The organism is Cellulophaga sp. F20128 (genome assembly GCF_023015805.1).
GTDB lineage: Bacteria > Bacteroidota > Bacteroidia > Flavobacteriales > Flavobacteriaceae > Cellulophaga.
Map to the genome: position 1 here is coordinate 12,593 of NZ_JALKBA010000005.1, position 14,678 is coordinate 27,270.

The window sequence follows — 14,678 nt, forward strand, 5'->3', positions numbered from 1 at the left end:
TGCTATTATGAATAAAAAAACAATTACAGTATTTACACCAACCTATAACCGTGCTTACTGCTTAGACCAAGTCTATCAAAGTTTGGTGCAGCAAACCAATCAAGATTTTAAATGGTTAATCATTGATGATGGCTCTACCGATAATACTAAGCAACTCGTAGCTAGTTGGATAGCAGAACAGAAAATAAGCATCCACTACCATTACCAAGAAAACCAAGGGATGCATAGTGGTCATAATGCGGCTTATAAAATTATAGACACTGAACTTAACGTATGTATAGATTCAGACGACTTTATGCCTGATGATGCCGTTGAGAAAATTTTAAATATCTGGACTAAACGAGATCGCAATAAAAACTTAGCTGGTATTATTGGGTTAGATACCTTTAAAGATGGTGACATAGTAGAAAAAATACCAGAAAAGTTTAAATATGCTACACTTTCTGAACTTGAGGTTGTAAATAAAATTGGAGGAGATAAAAAAGTGGTATTAAGAACAGATGTTGTAAGAGAATTTCCAAGCTACCCCATTACTAAAGAAGAACGACTTGTCCCTTTAGGTACACTGTATTTGATGATTGATCAGAAATATCAATATATATGTAGTAATGAGGTATTGTGTATTATAGAATATCTTGAAGATGGATCTTCAAAAAATATTTTACGCCAATATAAAAAAAGCCCGAACGGATTCCGCTATTCTAGAATTATCGAAATGAAATATTCTAATATTTTTTCTTATACCTTTACAAGAGCCATGCATTATATTTCCTCATGTATTTTTACCAAAAAATGGTTTTTCACCTCTGAAAACCCTAAAAAAGGAATCACACTTTTGGCTTTACCTTTTGGTGTTTTGCTACATATATACATCCTCTTTAAAATTAGAAAATGAAAATCCTTCACATTATCAATAGTCTAGATACTGGGGGCGCAGAAAAACTTGTTCTTGATTCGCTTCCTTTGTTAAATGAAAAAAATATTCAAACAGATTTGGCCGTTCTAAATGGTTCTGAATACCCCTTTTTACAAGCATTAAAAAAAAGTAACTGTTGCACGGTAATTTCATTAGGGGAAAAAAGTGTTTACAATCCTATTTTAATTTTTAAAATAATTCCGCTTTTAAGAAAGTACAATATTGTACATGTACATATTTTTCCATCCTTATATTGGGTGGCTTTGGCGAAAATAGTAAGTTTTTCTAAAACAAAACTAGTATACACAGAGCACAGTACATCTAATAATAGACGAAAACGGTATTTCTTAAAAGTACTGGATAGAATTATTTACAATGTCTATTCTAAAATTATTACCATTTCAACAGAGGTAGACTTTAATATAAAAAAACATTTAGAATTTCGCGAAGATAAATTTGTTTTAATCCAGAATGGTATAAATTTAAATACTATTAAGAACACAGAAGCAATTTCTAGAAATCAAATTTCAGCAAAATTAGATGGCAGTTTTTCAATACTAACACAAGTATCATCCTTTAGATATCCTAAGGATCAAAAAACAGTAATTAAATCATTAAAACATTTAGCAGATACTGTTGTACTTGTTTTAGTTGGTGATGGGCCATTAAGAAAGGAGTGTGAAGAATTAGCATACGAATTGGATTTACAGCACAGGGTTATCTTTCTTGGGATAAGAATGGATGTTATGCAAATATTAAAGGCTTCTGACATCGTTTTATTGTCGTCCCATCATGAAGGCTTATCACTCTCTTGCGTTGAGGGTATGGCCTCTGGAAAGCCTTTTATGGCATCAGATGCTCCAGGTTTAGGAAATATTGTTAAAGATGCAGGCGTTTTATTTCCAATAAATGATGAAATAGCCTTAGCAAAAGAAATTGTTAAATTATTTTCTACCAAAGCCCAATATAATGAAGTGGTTACCAATTGTCTGAAGCGCGCGGAAGACTACAATATTGAAAATACCATTGATAAAGAAATAAATTTATATAAAACCCTATTACAAAAATGAAATATTTAATTCGACTAGATGACGCCTGCGAAACTATGAATTGGCAAAGGTGGCTAAAAATGGAAGCTTTACTTGATAAATACGATATAAAACCATTAATTGCTGTAATTCCCAACAATGAAGATAAGGAACAAAAAATTGATGCTCCTAGAGAAACATTTTGGCAATGGGTTAAGAATCTAGAACAAAAGGGTTGGGAGATTGGGCTTCATGGGAACAATCATGTGTACAAGACAAAAGATGGCGGTATCAATCCAATACATAAAAGATCAGAATTTGCAGGACTATCCCTAAACACTCAAAGAGATAAAATACAAAAAGGATACCAGAAATTCAATGAAATGGGGTTTAATCCTAGAGTGTTTGTAGCCCCAAGCCATACCTTTGATTTAAATACACTCAAAGCTTTAAAATTTGAATCAGATATTAAAATAATTTCTGACACCATTGCTTTATTCCCATATCACTATGAAGATTTAATTTTTATTCCCCAACAATTAGGTTCAGCCAGAAACGTGTCATTACCTGGAGTGTTCACATTTTGTTATCACCCCAATACGATGAATGAAAAAAGCTTTCTAAAGTTAGAAAGCTTTTTAAAATTAAATCATAGCAAATTTTTATCAATCAAGGATATTGCATTAAAAAACTTGAAATCAAAATCAATTATTGATAAATGCATGTCTCATCTATATTTTACATTTAGAAAGTATTTTAGATGATTTTATTTTTCTACTTTACTATTATTTTGGATAACAACGGAACTTGATAATTGAACATTTTTTGCAATTTTGACTGGTTCAACCTTTAATGGAGTTTTTGAAGTATATAAGGTTATTTTATTACCAGAAAAAGTACTATTTGGCGAATCACTATTAAATAAAATACCACTTGCTCCAATATTTGCATCGATTTCATTGCCTCCCACAACAACATTACTTGCTCCATTAGCAATTTGAACATCTCCAAATTTATTATTTAAAATTTGAATTGAATTAGCACCTATCAAAATTGGAGGTGCACCACTTTCAGATTTGCTTTTAACACCAGTTACTGTATTGTTTTTGACAATAAAATTAGCATCCGCAACCTTATCCCATTTATTACTTAAAACGAATGAAAAATTAGAACCCATTTGCATTTCTAATGTATTTCCTTCAATGGTAACATTTTCCATAGTATTCATAGAGGTTATACCTCTGCTACTAGCTTTTATGATGTTATTCAATAATTTAGAATTAGAAACTCCTTTTTCAGAATCAGTAGACCCAGCACCTAATGCTACTCCAACTACACCCTCTAAATCATTATCATAAGCTAAAACACCGTTTCCAGCAATATTTAAAGCCGTCCCCTTTGATGATTTAACAGTATTACCATATATTTCATTCCCATAAACAACATCTGTTCTATTAAAACTTTCGGCACTTCCTGCTCCAATACTAGCTTCAGTAATTATATTATTTCTAATTATTACTCCATCTACGGTATGAAAGGAAATACCACTACCTATCATTTCATTATTTTCAATTATAATGGGGCCATTGCCATGTGATATTAAAAAACCTCCTGCCTTAGTATCACTCTCTAATTTGTTTTTAAAAAATTGTTTATTATTCCGAATATAAACATGGCTTACTCTTTGGTACTCTAGCAAATTACCATTTGCGTCCCTACCACGAACAGGTTCAATGTCTATATTAGCTGATGGCGCCCCTGGCATTGACTTTTCAGTTTCAATTCCACCGTCTATAAAATCGCAATTTTCAATAGTTATGTTTTTACCATCTGTTATTGTTAAATTAATTCTGCGATTTGCCTCAAAAACGCAATTTGTAATTTGAATGTCTTTTGAACCTACATAATTAGGATCATAGGTAAACAAATCACTTTCTATTGCTAACCCATCCTCGGTTGCATTACTCATATACACATTATCAATAATCACATTTGTTCCCGATTTTATTTTAATAGTATGACTAGGAGGTAAGTTAATTTTTCTATCATATAAATCTCTATCACCATGTAAATTTCCGCCTGAAATTTTAACATTCTCAACATTTCGAACTAAAATTAAGAAAGTAGAGTATTCATCAATTGAAGGAAATGTTCGCAAATGCGTGTCATCTGACATCTGCAAATAAAAATTAGAAGGCATAATAATATTATAATTATAAGATCCTGTTCCATAAAAGAAAGCATCCAACTTATCTATTTTAAAAGTTGTTCCTTCAATAGAATGTACAAACATTATTAAGTTTTGCAAACTTTTACTATTACTTTTTGCTATGTTCATATCTACCTTTCCTTGTACTACATCCCAACGACTAGGATGAAATTGAAAGGTTTCACTTATTAAACTAGCATTGCCCTTTATTGCAAGTGTATGATTTAATAAATCTCCATCAATCTTCCCCGCACTTGTAAAGTTTAGGCTTCCGTTAATGATTTCTCCTCCTTTAAAGATTAAGGTAACCCCAGCAGGAACACTCACTGTTTTACCTTCCAAATCTATCTGGCATTCAATAGCCAAGGTTTCATTGGCGGCTAAAGTAGCTAAGGTATAATCACAAGGCGTTGTATTGATCACCAAATCTCCAACAGGATCAGGGTCTGGTTCTGGGTCCGGATCAGGATCTGGATCTTCCCCAGACGTATTGTCTTGTATTATATTAGCCAATAAATCTTCTTGGGTACAAGAAGTTAAGGAGTTAGTTATAAGTAGGCAAAAGACAAAAAGTCTAACAAAGATAATGTGGGTTACTTTCATACTAAAAAATTAAACGTGACAAAGTTACTATTTAAACGTAAATATCGACCAATTGTTGATAATTTTCGATAAGTTACACTCTCAAGTACGCAAACTTTCTAATTTTGGACTTTTTGGCTTCTTATTTTAACAAAAAAATCGACGAACTACCTAGTACACTTTAAATTAAGGCCTTAAAAAACTAAAGTACCAGTCTCTAAATCTGGTTTTTAACGGAAAAAAATACTTATAATAGAATATGTATAAAAGAAATAACATTTATAAGTAGCTTTGGCAGCTACTAGAATAAAATGAATTTATTCTAAATGATCTGGGTTTATAATAAACACAAAAACCCCTATTAGCCTAAGATGAAAAAAAAATTAATACGTATTACCACCATTCCTACTTCTTTAAACGGGCTTCTTACCGGTCAATTGCGGTATATGAACAACTATTATGAGGTTATTGGTATCGCTAGTGGCGGAGAAGTTCTAAATCTCGTACAGCGAGAACAAGGGGTGCGGGTAATCCCCGTAGAATTAACACGAAGCATTACCCCCTTAAAGGATATGCAATCGGTTTATCATTTATACAAACTCTTTAAAAAAGAAAAACCTTTTATTGTTCATTCGCATACGCCAAAAGCCGGTACTGCTGCTATGTTAGCCGCCAAACTAGCCGGTGTACCCCATAGATTACACACCATTGCAGGTTTACCCCTATTGGAAGCCACAGGTGTAAAAAGAACTGTGCTAAACCTTGTAGAAAAAATCACCTATGCCTGCGCTACTAAAATTTACCCCAACTCCTTTGGGTTACAAGACATTATACTCAAGGCTAAGTTTACCACTAAAAACAAACTAAAGGTGATTGGCAATGGGAGTTCTAACGGCATAGATACCACCTATTTTAATCCAGACTTATACAGCACCGAAGCCAACCAAAAACTAAGAGAAACTTTAGGTATTACCGCTGATGACATTGTCTATACCTTTGTAGGGCGCTTGGTAGCAGACAAAGGAATTAATGAGTTAATAAGTGCCTTTAAACAATTAATAAGCCTTAAAAAAAATGTAAAATTATTGCTAGTGGGTACGTTTGAAGAAGAACTAGACCCCCTAAACCAGGAAACACTTACATTTATTAATACTAGTAATGCAGTTGTAGAAGTTGGCTGGCAAGATGATGTACGCCCCTATTTTGCAATTTCTGATGCCTTAACCTTCCCCAGCTATAGAGAAGGCTTCCCCAATGTAGTTATGCAAGCTGGTGCTATGAAATTATACAGCATAGTTACTGACATTAATGGTTGTAATGAAATTATTAAAGAAGGGGTTAATGGCACCATTATCCCTGTAAAAGATACAGCCGCCTTGTTTGCAAAAATGTTGCAGTTCTATGAACAGAAATCCACCTTATATAGTACGGACAGCTGTAGATCGCTAATAATTGCAAATTATGAACGCTCTTACGTTTGGGAACAATTACGCAAAGAGTATATTTCCTTGGAAGAATAAGTAAAAAACAACTTCGAACTATACACAAAAATAATAATTTTAATTGTACGTTAAATAGTACGTTTGTCTATTTAAAACTACTGTATATCTTTATTTATAGATGGCTAGATAAAAATTTAACTATTTTTGATTTTCAATTAATTCAGGAGCATCCATAATGAGAAACAAAGTTGGTATAGGTTCATTTTTTCACAGCATTGCCGCTGAAGAAATTGTTGATTTTAAAACAGAAATTCTTATTTCCAATTACAGTTTGTTCTACACTGGTAGACACGCCATAAAATTTATTTTTGATCAATTATCTAAGGAGAAAAAGATTGAAAAAATATGGCTTCCCAACTATTACTGTCAACATGTTACCAGTTGGCTGCAAAACTGCTATACAAACATTCATTTTTACCCTATAGATCCTTTTCACAAAGACCATTCCTTAGCTATTTTAGATTTTGCTACAGCTAATGATATTGTATTGCTAAATAATTTCTGGGGGATATTTAACTATACAATTCCCAATACGGCAGACAGACCTATATGTATTGAAGACCATTCTCACGGTTGGTTAAGCTCTGGCTGCTTAGAAAGTTCAGCAGATTATTGTGTAGCTTCTTTACGTAAAACGCTACCAGTGCCACTAGGTGGAATTTTGTGGCAACCCAACAAAAAACAGCATAAAACTATTCCTTTAAAGGCTATTCCCAATACAGAATTTTATGAAAACTGGGGGCGCATACATGCCGCAATGAACCTAAAACAGGAATACTTGATTGGAACTGAAGAGGCAACTGCAAAAGACAACTATCTGGCGGCTATTGCCACTTCAGAAAATTATTTGCAGCATCAGTATGAGGTGGTTCCATTACAGCCAGCCCATCATGAGTTAATCACTTCCTTTTTAACCAAAGACTATACGGTTTATAAAAAACAAAATTTTAAAATACTTTGTAATAACTTAACACCAAATACGAGCTTTAAAATTATAACAAACCTGACAAATACCCCTTTTGGATTGCATCTCGTTTTTAAAGACAGAAAAACATTTGCTAGTTTAAAAGCACATTTAATTGAAAATGAAATTTATCCGTCTGAATTGTGGCCAGGAAACGACCCAACAAAAAGCTGGTCCTATTTATTAAACATACATATAGACTACCGATATACGGAAGCCGATATGATCTATATAGCTACTACCATTAACCAATGGGTAAACCGTTAAATTGAACTAACACAATTAATCAACAGAACAAAAAATAATTCTATGTATCTAATTTTTTTTAAGAGAGTCCTTGATATAGTGCTGGCAAGCCTAGGATTTATTATTTTATTTCCTTTCTTTTTTATTGTAGCAATCGTCTTGTTTTTCTCTAACAATGGAAAAGTTTTCTTTTTTCAACCAAGACCAGGACAGCACGAAGCCATTTTTAAAGTCATCAAATTTAAATCCATGAATGATAAAAAAGATGCTAATGGAGAATTATTACCCTTTCATTTACGTGTTACTAAATTTGGGAATTTTATTCGTAAATACTCCTTAGATGAAATACCACAATTGCTCAATGTTTTAAAAAACGACATGAGTTTGGTGGGTCCCAGACCCCTTTTACTAGAGTATTTACCCCTTTATAACGACTTTCAAAAACAAAGGCATATAGCCAAACCTGGCATTACCGGTTGGGCCCAAGTAAATGGTAGAAATGCCATTTCATGGGAACAAAAGTTTGAATTGGATGTTTGGTATGTTAACAATAGATCATTTACCACCGACCTTAAAATTATTCTGTTAACTGTGAAAAAAGTATTTTTTAAAGAAGGTGTAAATAGTGATGAAAATTTAAACATGTCTACCTTTACAGGTACACCTTTAAAATAACTATAAATTAAATGTTAAAAATGTTCCCCTTTTTAAGAATAATATTGGCTTCTTAAAAGTTTTTAACAAAAACCTGAGCAATGGATAGAATTAGTAAAATAAAAGTACGCCTATATGGGGCAGGAGGCCACGCCCATGTGATTGTTGATGCCTTAAAATCTAATGATTTTGAGGTGAGTGAAATTTTTGATGATGACCCCAAAAATGGTCTTATTGCTTCCTTAAAAGTAGAAAAGATCGCTGCTAATTATGAAAATTTTCAATTTAAAGGAAGTCCCATGATTATTGCCATTGGGAACAATAAGGTCCGTAAAAAAATTGCGAACCAATTAGACGTTGAATATATCACCGTTACCCATAAAAAATCTGCAGTTGCAACAAATACTACTATTGGCAATGGTACGGTTATATTTGCAGGCGCCATAATACAACCCAATACCAAAATTGGAAAACACGTGATAATTAATAGTGGTGCAAGCGTTGACCATGACAATATTATTGAAGATTTTGCACATATTTCGCCACAGGTAACCCTCTGCGGAGAAGTAACCATAAAAGAAGGGGCCTTTATTGGTGCAAATTCTGTTATTATCCCCAAAGTAACTATTGGCAAGTGGGCTACTGTTGGTGCCGGTTCAGTGGTACTAGAAAATGTTCCAGATTATGCAACGGTTGTAGGAAACCCCAGTAGAATAATTACCAAAAAAACCAAAACCAAGGCCTATCATTTATTTGTTAAAAAGCTAAAATCCTTAGAGGATATAAATTCATACAAAAAACTCTTAAATCAATATTGGACTAATAATGTTTACTACACCTACGAATATTTAAAATACTACGAGAATCCTACCGACAAGCTCCGTTATTTTTTATTAACCGAAGAGGGTATTCCCGTAGCGATTATGCCTTTCTATATTCGAAAAATTACAGATTCTGAACATTACAAAGATGTAATTACTCCGTATGGCTACGGGGGGCCTTTATGTATAGATTGCAATAACAGTAGTGTACTTCCCAAATTTTGGGAGCAGGTAGATCAGTGGTATCATAAAAACAATATCATTTCTGAATTTGTTCGCTTTAATTTGGATGGGAATCATAAAGATTACACTGGTAGTTTAACGGAAACATTGATCAATATTAAAGGGGCTATTAAAGAAAATAATGAAGCCCAATGGATTGCCTTTTCTACCAAAGTTAGAAACAATTATAGAAAAGCTGAAAAATACAATTTATCATTTCGTCTTTTTGAAGGTAAGAATATTACAGATGAAATTATCACTGAGTTTCACGATGTCTATATTGAAACTATGGAACGCAACAATGCAAAAGACATCTATTTCTTTTCTAAACAGTATTTTGAAAGCATTATTTATAGCAACCCAGATAATTTTGCAATTGCCGTGTCTTATAAGGAAAATATAGCAGTTTCCGTAGAACTTATTATTATTAATGCTACAACACTATACGCCTTTTTAGGCGGTACAAGAGCCAAGTATTTTGAATGTAGACCCAATGACTTTTTACGGGTTGAAATATTAAAATGGGCCGTTACCAATAAAATGAAATTTTATGTGTTGGGTGGTGGCCAACAAAATAATGATGGTTTGTATAAAAGTAAAAAGATGTTTTTTCCTAAGGATGAAGATGTGATTTTTTATACCGGGAGAAAAATAATAAATAAGGAGGTGTACAATTTACTTTCCGAAATTGCACCAACAACTGACGAAAGTATAGAGGCTCACGATTATTTTCCTGCCTATAGAAAACTTTAATAGAGATGTAATTATATGCTTGAAATTATTACTAAGAAAGAAGAATGGGATGGAGTTTTAAGTGAGGTAGATATGTTTGATTTCTATCATAGCTACGATTATCATAAAAATTGTGCCAAAGAAAATGAAGAATCCGTTCTTTTTTGTTATAGGGAAGATGCTATCGTAATCGCTTTACCCCTATTAATTAGACCTATTAAAGACACATCTTATTTTGATGCCACATCAGTCTATGGATACGGAGGTCCCCTAAGTAAAAATATTACAGCAGCCGTAAATGTAACCGTGTTTTATACTGAACTGCAACAGTACCTTTCAAAAAGAAATATAATTGCAGTGTACAGTAGTTTAAACTCATATATAGACAACCAAAAAAGAATATTATCTGGTTTGGGTAAGATTGAAAAAATTGGTAAAATTGTTAACATTCGTTTAGACCAAAGTATCAGCGAGCAGGAAGCCAGTTTTTCCAAAACTACAAGACGGTATACCAATAGAAATAAAAAAATATTCTATTCTAGATTTGGAAATACCCAAAAGGATGTTGACGTATTTATTGCTTTGTATTACAAAACTATGAACCGTTTAGAGGCCAGTGAAGGGTACTTTTTTAAAGAAGAATATTTTTACAAACTCATGGAAAGCAATGCCTATACTGCCGAAGTAATTTTTGCTATCACCAAAGACACACATCAAATTGCTTCAGCCGTGCTTTTTGTAAAAACCAACAACACCATTATTCAATACCATTTGTCCGGTACCTTGGAAGAATACAAACACTTATCCCCTATCCGTTTTCTGCTCAATGAAATTCGTATACAAGGCACAAATGATGGCTATACCTATTTTAATTTGGGGGGAGGTTTTGGAGGAAAACAAGATTCTCTGTTCGATTTTAAAGCCTCTTTTTCTAATGATTATCAGAAATTTAAAGTTTGGAAGTATATTGTAAACCCTAAAATATATAATGCCCTAACCCGAGAAAACACAAATATTACGGCACGGACGAAAACCAAATTTTTTCCGTTATACAGGTATAAAAATAGCTAAATTCCCTTTCCTAGAGGTGGTTGGCTAGTAAAGTATATTAACTTTTAATTACAGTAATTTAAAACCGTATGAATATTTTAAACGAAATTGAAGAACAGAGTATCCTCCTAGAGGAAGTAGAGGCTATAGACGCTATTTCATTTAAGAAAAAGTATGTTACTACAAAAAAGCCTGTTTTATTAAAAGGATATGCTAAAAATTGGGGGGCTACTAAAAAATGGAACCTCGATTATTTGGTAAATTTAGCAGACGATAAAGAAATAGGAGTGCTTTCTGGAAATTATATTCAGGGCGACATTCGCTACAAAAAAGCAACCTTAAAAGATTACCTGCTAAAACTTAAAAAAGCAGCAGAAAACAAAGAATCCTTTACCGAATATTTAACTACTTTAGATATTTTTAATTACCTACCCAATTTAAAAGGAGATACCGATTTTTCAATTTTTGAGAAAAATACAGCCATCAATGATATCGCTGCATGGATTGGTCCTAAAGGAACGGTTACAGGATTCCACAATGATTCTGGAGACAATATGTATGCCCAAATAAAAGGGGAAAAACTATTTATTTTGGTTGCTCCTGATGACAACAAATTTATGTACCCTAGTCCAAAATATGTAAATGGTGCCATTGCCAGTAAAATAGATATTACCAATTTTGATGCGAAAAAGTATGGTGCATTTAAAAAGGCTAGATTTTATAAGGTCGTTTTACAACCTGGAGACGTACTATTTTTACCCAAAAGATGGTGGCATTATGTGCAGTCGCTAGATAGCTCTATTAGCATTAGCAATTTTGGATACTCCAAATTAGAACTATTTAAAATGAGAGCGCTTAATTTTTTACATAGAAGGGGGTATTACAAATCTAAAAATTGTTATTGTTGCTCAAAATAAGTATTACAACCAACCGCTACAGCATACCAACCTAACACAATAGAATGCACAATACTACATTATGAGGCTCCTTAAAAATGAAGATTTTTATAAAGAATTTACAGAAAATAAAGCTATCCCTGCCTATTATAACAGTCTTATAACTAAATTTAATAAGCAAGCATTTTACACAGCAGTGCCCACCATGGTTGCTAGTCCAAAAGCAATATGTGTTTCCGTTAAGCTATTTCCAAAGTACCTAGTACCCAGTTTTCATCAAAGTGAACAGCTCGGGGTTCACCGCGTTTTTCAAAAAGATGTAAATGGTTGTGCCATTCATATCAAAAATAAAATACCTGTTGCTGAATTTTTGAGAAATGAATACAGCAAAAAGTTTAGAACAAGTATCAATAGATCTGTAAACCGGTTTGAACTCTGTTTAAACTATAGTTACAAAATGATTAGTGAAGGCATTGAAAAAGAAGATTTTCACTTTTTAATGGAAACATTGCGTGAAATGTTAGTTTTTAGGTTTAATCAAAGAAACGAGCCCAATGATGTTCTTACCCATTGGGAGTACTATTATAAATTAACGTTTGAATTACTGAATGCAAAAAAAGCATCCATGTTTATCATATCCCATAATAACGAACCTATACATATTTGTATCAATTACCATTTTAAAGAGATTCTTTTTATTTCGATAGCCTCATTTAATCATAAATTCTCCAAATTTTCATTAGGAAATATATCCATTTATAAAATCTTAGAATGGGCGCTCTGTCACAATTATGAACTTCTGGATATGGGCTATGGCGACCTAGAATACAAACGCAATTGGAGTAATTATTCGTACACATACGAAAATCATATTGTGCATACTAAAAAATGGAACTATACTCTAGCCGCAAACCTGGAAGCATCTAAAATTAGATTAAAAAACTTTTTAAAGAAGTATAGCGTAGCCCAAAAAATAGACAAACTAAAAGTATTACTACACCAAAACAAAACAATTTTAAACACCTATACTACATTTACCATTGAAGATGTAGCCCAATTACCGACTAAAAATTTACTCCCCATAGCCCTAGACAACGAAGCATTTGAGATCATTAGCAAAGCTGTCTATGACTCCATTTTCCTACAGTCCGTACCTATTGATACCATTACTGTATTTGAAATTAAAGCCCATAGCGAATACCTTTTAGTGAGTCCAAAAAGCACTAAAAAAATTACCGTTACGCAGTAAGTAGCCTTTCATTTTTAACAGGCTATTTTTTATGCCTTACAAATGTAATTTAGCCTATTTTTTTACGTTTTATCTTTTAAAGAATTGTCCGCAAAAAGAATTGGCTACTTTAGCTAGTCATTTGTGTCCTATCTTTTAATAATGCACTCTTTATGTTATTTAATTCTTTTGAATTTTTATATTTTTTACCCTTAATTATAATAGGATTCTACATTTTACCCCAAAAAGTTCGATGGCTATGGTTGTTGATTGGTAGCTATTATTTTTATATGGTATATGAACCTGCTTTGGTTTTGTTACTAGTGGCCTCTACCTTAGTAGACTATTTTTGTGCACTAAAAATATACAGTGCTAAAACACAGCAAATAAAAAAAATATTTGCAGGTACCAGTATTGCCGTAAATGTTGGAATACTAATAGCTTTTAAATATTTGTTCTTTTTTTCAGCTTCACTTGCGAGCATTCTGGCATATTTTGGAATCGTTATTCCAATTGATGAAGCGGAGCAAAGTTATCATATAAGTCAAATTTTATTGCCTGTCGGAATCTCTTTTTATACGTTTCAGACCATGAGTTATACTATTGATGTGTATAGAGGCAGAATAAAACCTGAAAAACATTTAGGAGTTTTTGCGTTGTATGTCGCTTATTTTCCACAATTGGTAGCAGGGCCAATAGAGCGTGCTTCTAGGCTATTACCACAGCTAAAGAAAAAAGTAGCTATAAACCTAAAAAACATTGAACAAGGTCTTATTATGATGGCCTGGGGATTTTTTCTGAAAATTGTTGTGGCAGATAGACTTGGCATCTATGTAGATGAAGCATTTGCCAACCCTGAAAGCCCACATGGTTTTTCTTTAATTTTAGGAGCATTTCTTTTTTGTTTTCAAATCTATTATGACTTTTCGGCATATACTACAATTGCAATAGGAATTGCTAAAGTGTTAGGTGTAGATTTAATACAAAACTTTAACAGACCTATCTTCTTTACGAGTAGTGCAGATTTTTGGAAACGATGGCATATCTCTTTAATGCAATGGATGCGAGATTATGTATACAGACCCTTAGTGGTAAACTTAAAATTAAAAAGAGTCCCCGCCGTATTGATCGTTTTTTTTGTAGTTGGCCTGTGGCATGGAGCTAATTGGACCTTTGTGGTCTGGAGTATGTTAAATGCACTGCTACTCATTGCAGAAGTTAGTACCAATACCTTCAGATCTCGGTTATTTAAAAAACTACAGATACCCAAAAAAATTATTTCCTTTTTAGGTTGGTTTTTTGTATTTTGTTATTTAACGATAACCTTAGTCTTTTTTAGATCTTCATCAATAACTACAGCCTTAGTTTATTTAGAAAATATGTGTAACCTAGGAAGTTTACATATTAATATACTTAATAATTATTTAGAGCTATTTTTATGCTTAATTTTTATAGGTATCGTGCAACTAATTCATTATTATAAAGGCAATAATAAAGTGTATGAATTGGTATTAGAACAACCAAAACATTACAAATGGATTGCATATTTTGGTTATATTATTATTATTGTACTATTCGGTATTAACAGACAAAGCTCATTCATCTATTTTCAATTTTAGTATTATGAA

12 protein-coding genes are annotated in these 14,678 nt (G+C 32.6%); 11 read left to right on the top strand and 1 reads right to left on the bottom strand.

Annotated features, from left to right (window positions below):
• Window positions 1–7 precede the first annotated feature (7 nt).
• Genes MWU65_RS06655 through MWU65_RS06665 form a run of 3 tightly spaced genes read left to right on the top strand, consistent with a single transcriptional unit; the run spans window position 8 to window position 2,708 of the window.
• A complete protein-coding gene (locus MWU65_RS06655) occupies window positions 8–895 on the top strand; it encodes a glycosyltransferase family A protein (RefSeq protein WP_247076413.1) in 888 nt (295 codons plus the stop codon).
• Window positions 892–1,986 (top strand): glycosyltransferase, encoded by a 1,095-nt coding sequence (locus tag MWU65_RS06660; protein ID WP_247076414.1) that lies wholly within the window; start codon window positions 892–894, stop codon window positions 1,984–1,986. Before MWU65_RS06655 ends, MWU65_RS06660 begins: the two co-directional genes overlap by 4 nt.
• Window positions 1,983–2,708: a DUF2194 domain-containing protein gene (locus MWU65_RS06665; protein ID WP_247076415.1), complete on the top strand. Its 726-nt coding sequence runs from the start codon at window positions 1,983–1,985 to the stop codon at window positions 2,706–2,708. The genes MWU65_RS06660 and MWU65_RS06665 overlap by 4 nt, the downstream gene beginning before the upstream one ends.
• Before the next feature lie 2 nt (window positions 2,709–2,710).
• On the opposite strand, the gene MWU65_RS06670 is transcribed toward MWU65_RS06665, so the two are convergent.
• Window positions 2,711–4,756 carry a right-handed parallel beta-helix repeat-containing protein gene (locus tag MWU65_RS06670; RefSeq protein WP_247076416.1) on the bottom strand — a complete coding sequence of 682 codons (2,046 nt, stop codon included), beginning with the start codon at window positions 4,754–4,756 and terminating at the stop codon, window positions 2,711–2,713.
• 350 nt (window positions 4,757–5,106) lie between these two features.
• Here MWU65_RS06670 and MWU65_RS06675 point away from each other — a divergent pair, with 350 nt between their 5' ends.
• From MWU65_RS06675 to MWU65_RS06710, 8 genes are all read left to right on the top strand, one after another.
• Window positions 5,107–6,255 carry a glycosyltransferase family 4 protein gene (locus tag MWU65_RS06675; protein WP_247076417.1) on the top strand — a complete coding sequence of 383 codons (1,149 nt, stop codon included), beginning with the start codon at window positions 5,107–5,109 and terminating at the stop codon, window positions 6,253–6,255.
• Window positions 6,256–6,412: 157 nt separating this feature from the next.
• Window positions 6,413–7,468 (top strand): hypothetical protein, encoded by a 1,056-nt coding sequence (locus MWU65_RS06680; RefSeq protein WP_247076418.1) that lies wholly within the window; start codon window positions 6,413–6,415, stop codon window positions 7,466–7,468.
• Between the two features lie 42 nt (window positions 7,469–7,510).
• The gene (locus tag MWU65_RS06685) at window positions 7,511–8,122 is read left to right on the top strand and encodes a sugar transferase (RefSeq protein ID WP_247076419.1); all 612 of its coding nucleotides are present in this window, start codon (window positions 7,511–7,513) and stop codon (window positions 8,120–8,122) included.
• Window positions 8,123–8,202: 80 nt separating this feature from the next.
• On the top strand, window positions 8,203–9,897 hold the full coding sequence (locus tag MWU65_RS06690; RefSeq protein WP_247076420.1) for a NeuD/PglB/VioB family sugar acetyltransferase: 1,695 nt from the start codon (window positions 8,203–8,205) through the stop codon (window positions 9,895–9,897).
• 15 nt (window positions 9,898–9,912) lie between these two features.
• Window positions 9,913–10,947, top strand: a complete 1,035-nt coding sequence (locus MWU65_RS06695; RefSeq protein WP_247076421.1) for a GNAT family N-acetyltransferase — start codon at window positions 9,913–9,915, stop codon at window positions 10,945–10,947.
• A 68-nt stretch (window positions 10,948–11,015) separates the two neighbouring features.
• Window positions 11,016–11,843: a cupin-like domain-containing protein gene (locus MWU65_RS06700; RefSeq protein ID WP_247076422.1), complete on the top strand. Its 828-nt coding sequence runs from the start codon at window positions 11,016–11,018 to the stop codon at window positions 11,841–11,843.
• Window positions 11,844–11,904: 61 nt separating this feature from the next.
• The gene (locus tag MWU65_RS06705) at window positions 11,905–13,071 is read left to right on the top strand and encodes a GNAT family N-acetyltransferase (RefSeq protein WP_247076423.1); all 1,167 of its coding nucleotides are present in this window, start codon (window positions 11,905–11,907) and stop codon (window positions 13,069–13,071) included.
• A 152-nt stretch (window positions 13,072–13,223) separates the two neighbouring features.
• Window positions 13,224–14,669, top strand: a complete 1,446-nt coding sequence (locus MWU65_RS06710; RefSeq protein WP_247076424.1) for an MBOAT family O-acyltransferase — start codon at window positions 13,224–13,226, stop codon at window positions 14,667–14,669.
• Window positions 14,670–14,678 lie beyond the last annotated feature (9 nt).

Excerpts from the sequence above, each read along its gene's own strand:
- MWU65_RS06655 (WP_247076413.1), top strand. The coding sequence starts at position 8 with ATGAATAAAAAAACAATTACAGTATTTACACCAACCTATAACCGTGCT.
- MWU65_RS06660 (WP_247076414.1), top strand. The coding sequence starts at position 892 with ATGAAAATCCTTCACATTATCAATAGTCTAGATACTGGGGGCGCAGAA.
- MWU65_RS06665 (WP_247076415.1), top strand. The coding sequence starts at position 1,983 with ATGAAATATTTAATTCGACTAGATGACGCCTGCGAAACTATGAATTGG.
- MWU65_RS06670 (WP_247076416.1), bottom strand. The coding sequence starts at position 4,756 with ATGAAAGTAACCCACATTATCTTTGTTAGACTTTTTGTCTTTTGCCTA.
- MWU65_RS06675 (WP_247076417.1), top strand. The coding sequence starts at position 5,107 with ATGAAAAAAAAATTAATACGTATTACCACCATTCCTACTTCTTTAAAC.
- MWU65_RS06680 (WP_247076418.1), top strand. The coding sequence starts at position 6,413 with ATGAGAAACAAAGTTGGTATAGGTTCATTTTTTCACAGCATTGCCGCT.
- MWU65_RS06685 (WP_247076419.1), top strand. The coding sequence starts at position 7,511 with ATGTATCTAATTTTTTTTAAGAGAGTCCTTGATATAGTGCTGGCAAGC.
- MWU65_RS06690 (WP_247076420.1), top strand. The coding sequence starts at position 8,203 with ATGGATAGAATTAGTAAAATAAAAGTACGCCTATATGGGGCAGGAGGC.
- MWU65_RS06695 (WP_247076421.1), top strand. The coding sequence starts at position 9,913 with ATGCTTGAAATTATTACTAAGAAAGAAGAATGGGATGGAGTTTTAAGT.
- MWU65_RS06700 (WP_247076422.1), top strand. The coding sequence starts at position 11,016 with ATGAATATTTTAAACGAAATTGAAGAACAGAGTATCCTCCTAGAGGAA.
- MWU65_RS06705 (WP_247076423.1), top strand. The coding sequence starts at position 11,905 with ATGAGGCTCCTTAAAAATGAAGATTTTTATAAAGAATTTACAGAAAAT.
- MWU65_RS06710 (WP_247076424.1), top strand. The coding sequence starts at position 13,224 with ATGTTATTTAATTCTTTTGAATTTTTATATTTTTTACCCTTAATTATA.